Raw genomic sequence first — 7,603 nt, 5'->3', positions numbered from 1 at the left:
CACCCGCACCGCCGTCTCACTGATGCCGAACTTTGCCGCCGTCTCGCCGATGGACCGCCCTTCCACCGACACGGCCGAGACCACGGAGCGCTGAGCCGGCGACAGACCGTCCAATGCACGGTTGATGTCGCGCTCGCTGACGGTCTCGGTTTCCGGCTCGGCGAACGTCTCGGCGATATCGTCGACGTCGATCTCGATGCGCCGTCCGCGCCGCCTGAACGCATCGATCAGCTTGAAGCGGGCAATCGCATAGACCCACGGCAACACCGGCGCATCCTGACGCCAGGTATGCCGTTTCACATGAATGGCCAGCAAGGTTTCCTGCACGACATCCTCGGGATCGACCCCGCCCTGCACGATCTTGCGCCTGGCAAAACCGCGAACCAGCGCGGCAATCCGGTGCAGAAAGTCGGCGTAAGCCCTTTCATCTCCCGCGATCGCGGCCCGCATCAGCCGGGAAAGTTCGGCCTCGTCCTTGCCGCTCACAAGAGTTCACTCCCCGATTTTCGCGTCTCGGCGCTGATTTGTTACGTGGCCGGCGAAATAATGTCCAAGCCAAACTGTCGGCAAATCACGAAAGTTTGCGGCACCGCCGAACCGTGAGCATCACGCGGAATTGTCCGTTCGGCACCGACCTTTGCACGTCAGCGACCGATTGACGCACATCAACAATGTTGACTATAGCTGTCATGTATCGATAGGTGCAGCCGTGACAGACCCAGGACCCCCGAAATCGAGGACAATGCCATGAAATACGCTCTTTCCACCCTCGCCGGCGCCGCCGCGCTGGCAATCAGCCTCATCGCCGGTCCGGCAAAGGCGGAAGAGGATGGCATCATTGTCTACAACGCCCAGCACGAAAGCCTGACCAAGGCGTGGGCCGAAGGCTTCACCAAGGAAACAGGCATCAAGGTCACCGTGCGCAATGGCGGCGACAGCGATTTCTCCAACCAGATCGTCGCCGAGGGCGCTGCTTCGCCCGCAGACGTCTTCCTGACCGAAAACTCACCGGCCATGGCGCTGGTCGAAAGCGCCGGCCTGTTCGCGCCGGTCGACGCGGACACGCTGGCGCAGGTTCCCCAGGACTATCAGCCGGCCAGCGGCAAATGGGTCGGCGTTGCCGCGCGCAGCACGGTCTTTGCCTATAACAAGACCAAGCTGACTGCCGACCAGTTGCCCAAGTCGATGCTGGACCTCGCCGATCCGAGCTGGAAAGGCCGTTGGGCCGCCTCCCCCTCGGGCGCCGATTTCCAGGCCATCGTCAGCGCCCTGCTCCAGCTCAAAGGTGAAGCCGCTACCGCCGACTGGCTGAAGGCGATGAAAACCAATTTCACCGCCTACAAGGGCAACAGCACGGTGATGAAGGCGGTCAATGCCGGCGAGATCGAAGGCGGCGTGATCTATCACTATTACTATTTCGGCGATCAGGCCAAGACCGGCGAAAACAGCAAGAATGTCGCGCTGCACTATTTCAAGAACCAGGATCCGGGCGCCTTCGTCTCGATCTCCGGCGGCGGTGTGCTGGCTTCGAGCAAGCATCCGAAGGAAGCCCAGGCGTTCCTGAAATGGCTGACAGGCAAAGGCGGTCAGGACGTGCTGAAAACCGGCGATTCCTTCGAGTACGCGGTCGGCAAGGGTGCGGACTCCAACCCGAAGCTGGTGCCGCTCGCCGATCTGCAGGCGCCGAAGGTCGATGCCACGACGCTGAACTCCAAGAAGGTCACCGATCTGATGACGGCAGCCGGCTTGCTTTAGTTGCCATTCGTCCTAAAAGGACACCCGACCACGCTCCCGCGGGAATTCGCCTTCCGCGGGAGTGATTTTGTTTTTCGAGATGGCATTCGTCGATGACGACACGCTGTGTTCCCGACCGCGATCGCGGTCTTTCAATTGCTGCCGCTGGACGGCAACGGCACGGCGTCTGACCTGATGCAGTCCGCGGTCGATCTCGCGCATTCGGGCCTGCCTTCGGGCACAGGCCGAAGGGCTCGGCGACGCGCACCGCTTTGGCTGGTCCTCGCCGCCATCTTCGTTGCGCTGCTGGCGCTGGTGCCGCTTGCCTTCATCATCTGGATCGCGGTGCAGACCGGCTGGGAAACAGTCTCGGCACTGGTCTTCCGGCCGCGTGTCGGCGAGCTTCTGGTCAACACTGTCCTGCTGGTCGCGCTCTCGGTGCCGATCACCATCGTGCTGTCGGTTTCGCTGGCCTGGTTGACCGAGCGCAGCGACCTGCCGGGCGCCCGGCTCTGGGCCTGGCTGTGCGTGGCGCCGCTCGCCATCCCGGCTTTTGTGCACAGCTATGCCTGGGTCACCATGGTGCCGGGACTGCACGGCCTGTGGGCCGGCGTGCTGGTTTCCGTGATCGCCTATTTCCCGTTCCTGTATCTGCCGGTGTCGGCGGCGTTGCGCCGTCTCGATCCCGCCCTGGAAGACGCCGCCGCCGCACTCGGCCTGGGGCCCCGGCGCGTGTTCTGGCGGGTCGTGCTGCCGCAATTGCGGCTCGCCATCTGCGGCGGCTCGCTGCTGGTCGGCCTGCATCTGCTGGCCGAGTACGGCCTCTATGTCTTCATCCGCTTCGACACCTTCACCACGGCGATCGTCGACCAGTTCCAGTCGACCTTCAATGGACCGGCCGCCAACATGCTGGCCGGCGTGCTGGTCAGCTGCTGCTTCGTGCTGCTCGGCCTCGAAGTGCTGGTGCGCGGCGAGGAGCGCTATGCCCGTGTCGGCTCCGGCGCGGCGCGCCATCAGCAACGCACAAGCCTCGGACGCGCCACCCTGCCTAGCCTGCTCTTGCTTGTCGTCATCACGCTTTTGGCGCTCGGCGTGCCGTTCGTCACCATTGGCGGCTGGCTTGCCGCCGGCGGCGCCGCTGTCTGGCGCTTGGACGAGATCGGCCTGGCGCTTGGCCAGACGCTGTTCCTGGCGCTCGCCGGCGCGTTGCTCGCCACCGTCGCCGCCATGCCGATGGCCTGGATCTCGATCCGCGCGCCGGGGCCATTGCAGCGTCTTCTGGAGGGCTGCAACTACATCGTCGGCTCGCTGCCCGGGGTCGTCATCGCACTGGCGCTGGTCACCATCACCGTACGCATCGCGCTGCCGCTCTACCAGACCTTGTTCACCATCCTGGTTGCCTATGCGCTGATGTTCCTGCCGCGCGCGCTGGTCAGCCTGCGGGCATCGATCGCGCAGGCGCCGGTCGAACTCGAACGCGCCGCTTCCAGCCTCGGCCGGCCGCCGCTGCAGGCGCTGTGGTCGACGACGATCCGCCTGTCGGCGCCGGGTGCCGCGGCCGGCATGGCCCTGGTGGCGCTCGGCATCATGAACGAACTGACCGCCACCCAGATGCTGGCACCGAACGGCACCCGCACGCTGGCGATGGCTTTCTGGTCCTACAGTGGCGAGATTGATTATGCCTCGGCGGCACCCTACGCCTTCATCATGGTGGTGATGTCGCTGCCCTTGACCTGGCTGCTCTATGTCCAGTCGAAACGGATGGCCGGACGATGAGCTTTCTCGAAATCAGCGGCCTGCACAAGCAATACGGCCCGGTGGCGGCCCTTGCCGGCGTCGACCTCAGCGTCGCCAGCGGCAGCCGCACGGCGATCGTCGGTCCTTCCGGTTGCGGCAAGACGACCCTGCTGCGGCTGATTGCCGGCTTCGAGGCTCCGGACCAGGGCCACATCACGCTCGACGGTGCCATATTGGCCAACGGCGGCGCTGCGGTGCCGGCATATCGCCGAGGCATCGGTGTGGTGGCGCAGGATGGTGCCCTGTTTCCGCATCTGACCATTGGCGACAATATCGGTTTCGGCATGGGCCGCGGCGAGGACAAGCGCGCTGAGCGCATCGTCGAGCTCGCCTATATCGTCGGGCTCGACAAGGCGATCCTCAAACGCCGCCCGCACGAGCTTTCCGGCGGCCAGCAGCAGCGTGTGGCGCTGGCCCGGGCCATGGCGATGAAGCCCAGGCTGATGCTTCTCGACGAGCCGTTCTCGGCGCTCGATACCGGCCTGCGCGCCTCGATGCGCAAGGCGGTGGCCGAACTTCTGGAGGCCGCCGGCATCACCACCATCCTGGTGACGCACGACCAGGCCGAAGCGCTGTCCTTCGCCAGCCAGGTCGCGGTGATGCGCGACGGCAAGTTCTCGCAAATCGGCACGCCGCGCGAGCTCTATCTCAAGCCGAAGGACAGGATGATCGCCGAATTCCTCGGCGACGCCATCATCCTGCCGGCCAAGATATCAAATGGCTTCGCCAACTCGCCGCTCGGCCGCATCGCGGTCGACACCCATGACAGCCGCGATATCGCCCGCATCATGCTTCGCCCGGAGCAGATCGCGCTGAAGAGAACGTCGCGCGAGGGTATGTCCGGCACCTCGGACATGCTGTTCGGCGAGGTGACGGAATCCGAATTCGCCGGCTCGATGTGCACGGTCGCGGTGCGGCTCTTGAACAATGCCGATCCGCCCGATGCGGCAGCGATCGGCAACACGCCGCTGGTCCTGCGCAAACCGGGCATGGACGCGCCGGCGGTCGGCGAGATCGTCCGGCTGACTGTATCGGGAAAGGCGCATGTCTTCGCCTGAACGCCGCGTGGGTGGAGCGTAGGCATATCTTTCTGATTAGCCGACGCGCTTTCCGGCCTGATCGAACCAGTGCAGCTTTTCTGCCTTGGCAACCACGCGCAATTGGTTGCCAACCGTGGCGGTGGCGCGACCCGCGACCCGCACGACGATCCTGCTGCCACCTGCAGCGCAGTGAAGGAAACTTTCGGCGCCTACCGGTTCGACTGCCTCGACCAGCGCCGGCAGGATGAGCGCGCCGGACGGTGCCTCGGACCCGAAGGTGACGTCGGCATCCTCGGGGCGGAAGCCGAGCGTGACGGCGTTCGCAGGCGCAAATTCAATCGTCTTGCCATCAGCCAGCGCCGGACCAGCCGGCCCTTGCGAAAGGGGCAGGAGATTCATCGGCGGCGCGCCAATGAAGGAAGCGACGAAGGTCGAGGCCGGCCTTTCGTAGACGTCGAGCGGCGCCCCCATTTGTTCGACCAGTCCGGCATTCATGACGACGAGGATGTCGGCCAACGTCATCGCCTCGAGCTGGTCATGTGTGACATAGACCGACGTGACGCCAAGCGAGCGCTGCAGGTTCTTTATCTCGACGCGCATCTGGCCACGCAATTTGGCATCGAGATTGGAAAGCGGCTCGTCGAAAAGGAAAACCCTCGGATTGCGCGCAATGGCACGACCCATGGCGACACGCTGGCGCTGGCCGCCGGAAAGCTCGCGCGGGCGGCGGTCGAGCAGCGCCGAAAGTTCCAGTATTTTCGCCGTCGCGCGGACCCGGCTGTCGATCTCATCTTTCGGCGTGCCGCGGTTGCGCAGCCCATAGGCCATGTTGTCGTAGACTTTCATATGCGGATAGAGCGCGTAGTTCTGGAACACCATGGCGATGTCACGCTCGGTCGGACCGGTTGAATTTACGATCTTGCCGTCGATCGCAACTGTTCCCGAGGAGATGTTTTCAAGCCCGCCGATCATTCTGAGCAGCGTGGACTTGCCGCAACCCGACGGGCCGACCAGCACGCAAAGCTCCTTGTCGGGAACCGCGATTGAAACGCCCTTCACGGCCTCGAAACCGCTGGGGTAGACCTTCTTCACATCCTTCAGATCGACGGTCGCCATCAGCTTCTCACTTTTCGGAATCGACCAGGCCGCGAACGAACCAGCGTTGCATCAGCACCACGACCAGGATCGGCGGCACGATGGCCAGCATCGCTGTAACCATGACCAGGTGCCATTGCGTATCGGCATCGGCGAAGGAGACCATCTTTCTGAGCGCGATGACGATCGTGTTCATGTTGCTGCTGTTGGTGACGAGCAACGGCCACAGATACTGTGTCCAGCCATAAATGAAGAGGATGACGAACAGCGCCGCGATATTTGTCCGCGACAGCGGCAACAGGATATCGAAGAAGAAGCGCCACGGCCCCGCACCGTCGACCCGCGCCGCCTCAACCAATTCGCCAGGAATCGTCATGAAGAACTGGCGGAACAGCAGCGTGGCGGTGGCCGAGGCGATCAGCGGGATGATCAGGCCCGCATAAGTGTCGATCATGCCGAGATCGACCATCACCTTGTAGGTTGGCAGGATGCGCACCTCGACGGGGAGCATCAGGGTGATGAAGATCAGCCAGAAGAAGGTCATGCGCAGCGGAAAGCGGAAGAACACGATCGCATAGGCAGACAGGATCGAGATGAATATCTTTCCCACCGCGATGCCGAGCGCCATGATCGTCGTGTTGAGCAGCAGCCTGCCGACGCTGACGCCGCCGATGCGGCCGACACCGCCGAACAATGCCTCGCTGTAATTGTTCCAGAACTGATCGCCGGGCAGGAGCGGCAATGGCGGCCTGAGGATCGTTTGCAGCGTCTGCGTCGAGGCAACGAACGTGTAGTAGATCGGGAAGGCGACGATCAATATGCCGAGGATCAGCATGGCGTGGGCGATGACGGTGCGGAGCGGTGACTGGCCGATCATCGCTCGCCCTCAGCCGTAATGGACTTTGCGTTCCACATAGCGGAACTGGATGGCGGTGAGCGAGATGACGATGATCATCAGGATGACCGACTGCGCCGCCGAGTCACCGAGGATCAGATTGACGAAGCCGTCATTGTAGACCTTGTAGACCAGCGTCTCAGTCGTCTTGCCCGGACCGCCCCCGGTGACGGCATGGACGATGCCGAACGTGTCGAACAGGGCATAGACGGTGTTGACGACCAGCAGGAAGAAGGTCGTCGGCGCAAGCAGCGGGAAGACGATGGTCCAGAATCGCTTGGTCTCGCCGGCGCCGTCCATGGCCGCCGCCTCGATCAAGGCTTTCGGCACCGCCTGCAGGCCGGCGACGAAGAACAGGAAATTGTAGCTGATCTGCTTCCAGGCAGCGGCGGACACCAGCAGGATCATGGCGTGGGTGCCATTGAGCAGTGGATCCCAGGCGATGCCGAAACTCCTCAGCATGTAGGCCAGCGACCCGATCGAAGGGTTGAAGAGGAATAGCCACAGCATACCGGCAATCGCCGGCGCCACCGCGTAGGGCCAGATCAAGAGCGTGCGGTAGAGACCTTTGCCGCGCACCACCTTCTCTGCCATGACCGCCAGCAGGAGCGCCACGCACATGGCGACGATAGCGGTCGCAAGGGAAAACACCACCGTGACCTTGATCGAGTTCAGGTAGGCCGGATCGGCAAGCACTTTCCTGAAATTGGCGAACCAGACGAACTTGGTCCTCAGCCCGAACGGATCCTGCCTGAGCATGGATTGGTAGAACGCCTGACCGGCCGGCCAGTAGAAAAAAACGAGCGTGATGGCCAGTTGCGGCGCCACAAGCAGGTAGGGAAGGACCTTGTTGGGGAACACGACGCGAGGGGTCACGGAGCCACTCCGAGGTGATGAGGCGGGGGGCACCATGCGGCACCCCTCTCCGCCAAGATGGCTTTGATGAGCGTTTCGGACTGGGCATCATCGACCATTGGCGAAATCGCAAGGCACGGCAAAACTCCCCTCACGAGGGGAGATGCCCGGCGGGACAGATGGGTGC

The 7,603-nt window shown here is 63.4% G+C and carries 7 protein-coding genes; 3 read left to right on the top strand and 4 right to left on the bottom strand.

Going from position 1 to position 7,603, the window contains the following annotated elements; genetic code table 11:
- Positions 1 to 486 (bottom strand): sigma-70 family RNA polymerase sigma factor (locus EN994_RS10945; protein WP_127307532.1); only part of this gene is annotated, 486 nt, incomplete at its 3' end.
- Positions 487 to 747: 261 nt separating this feature from the next.
- Here EN994_RS10945 and EN994_RS10940 point away from each other — a divergent pair.
- The 3 genes from EN994_RS10940 (at position 748) to EN994_RS10930 (ending at position 4,589) form a co-directional block, all read left to right on the top strand.
- A complete protein-coding gene (locus EN994_RS10940; RefSeq protein WP_013529419.1) occupies positions 748 to 1,755 on the top strand; it encodes an iron ABC transporter substrate-binding protein in 1,008 nt (335 codons plus the stop codon).
- A gap of 174 nt (positions 1,756 to 1,929) precedes the next feature.
- A complete protein-coding gene (locus EN994_RS10935; protein WP_063170345.1) occupies positions 1,930 to 3,510 on the top strand; it encodes an iron ABC transporter permease in 1,581 nt (526 codons plus the stop codon).
- Entirely contained in the window at positions 3,507 to 4,589 is a 1,083-nt protein-coding gene (locus EN994_RS10930) for an ABC transporter ATP-binding protein (protein ID WP_013529417.1), read from the top strand. The genes EN994_RS10935 and EN994_RS10930 overlap by 4 nt, the downstream gene beginning before the upstream one ends.
- A gap of 36 nt (positions 4,590 to 4,625) precedes the next feature.
- Here EN994_RS10930 and ugpC read toward each other — a convergent pair whose 3' ends face one another.
- Genes ugpC through ugpA form a run of 3 tightly spaced genes read right to left on the bottom strand, consistent with a single transcriptional unit; the run spans position 4,626 to position 7,473 of the window.
- Positions 4,626 to 5,687 carry a sn-glycerol-3-phosphate ABC transporter ATP-binding protein UgpC gene (gene ugpC, locus EN994_RS10925; RefSeq protein ID WP_127307531.1) on the bottom strand — a complete coding sequence of 354 codons (1,062 nt, stop codon included), beginning with the start codon at positions 5,685 to 5,687 and terminating at the stop codon, positions 4,626 to 4,628.
- Positions 5,688 to 5,694: 7 nt separating this feature from the next.
- The gene (ugpE, locus tag EN994_RS10920; protein WP_013529415.1) at positions 5,695 to 6,543 is read right to left on the bottom strand and encodes a sn-glycerol-3-phosphate ABC transporter permease UgpE; all 849 of its coding nucleotides are present in this window, start codon (positions 6,541 to 6,543) and stop codon (positions 5,695 to 5,697) included.
- A 9-nt stretch (positions 6,544 to 6,552) separates the two neighbouring features.
- Complete coding sequence (gene ugpA / locus EN994_RS10915) at positions 6,553 to 7,473, bottom strand: sn-glycerol-3-phosphate ABC transporter permease UgpA (protein ID WP_050580468.1); 921 nt, start codon at positions 7,471 to 7,473, stop codon at positions 6,553 to 6,555.
- Positions 7,474 to 7,603 lie beyond the last annotated feature (130 nt).

The sequence above is a fragment of the Mesorhizobium sp. M7A.F.Ca.CA.002.09.1.1 genome (assembly GCF_003998555.1).
In the GTDB taxonomy this organism is placed as follows: Bacteria; Pseudomonadota; Alphaproteobacteria; order Rhizobiales; family Rhizobiaceae; genus Mesorhizobium; species Mesorhizobium ciceri.
The sequence above is the reverse complement of the archived record's forward strand: the minus strand, read 5'-3'. Positions and strand labels throughout refer to the sequence as shown.

What these genes read in the sequence shown, in the direction of transcription:
- ugpE (WP_013529415.1), bottom strand. Translation starts at nt 6,543, where the DNA reads ATGATCGGCCAGTCACCGCTCCGCACCGTCATCGCCCACGCCATGCTG.
- EN994_RS10930 (WP_013529417.1), top strand. Translation starts at nt 3,507, where the DNA reads ATGAGCTTTCTCGAAATCAGCGGCCTGCACAAGCAATACGGCCCGGTG.
- ugpC (WP_127307531.1), bottom strand. Translation starts at nt 5,687, where the DNA reads ATGGCGACCGTCGATCTGAAGGATGTGAAGAAGGTCTACCCCAGCGGT.
- EN994_RS10935 (WP_063170345.1), top strand. Translation starts at nt 1,930, where the DNA reads ATGCAGTCCGCGGTCGATCTCGCGCATTCGGGCCTGCCTTCGGGCACA.
- EN994_RS10940 (WP_013529419.1), top strand. Translation starts at nt 748, where the DNA reads ATGAAATACGCTCTTTCCACCCTCGCCGGCGCCGCCGCGCTGGCAATC.
- ugpA (WP_050580468.1), bottom strand. Translation starts at nt 7,473, where the DNA reads ATGGTGCCCCCCGCCTCATCACCTCGGAGTGGCTCCGTGACCCCTCGC.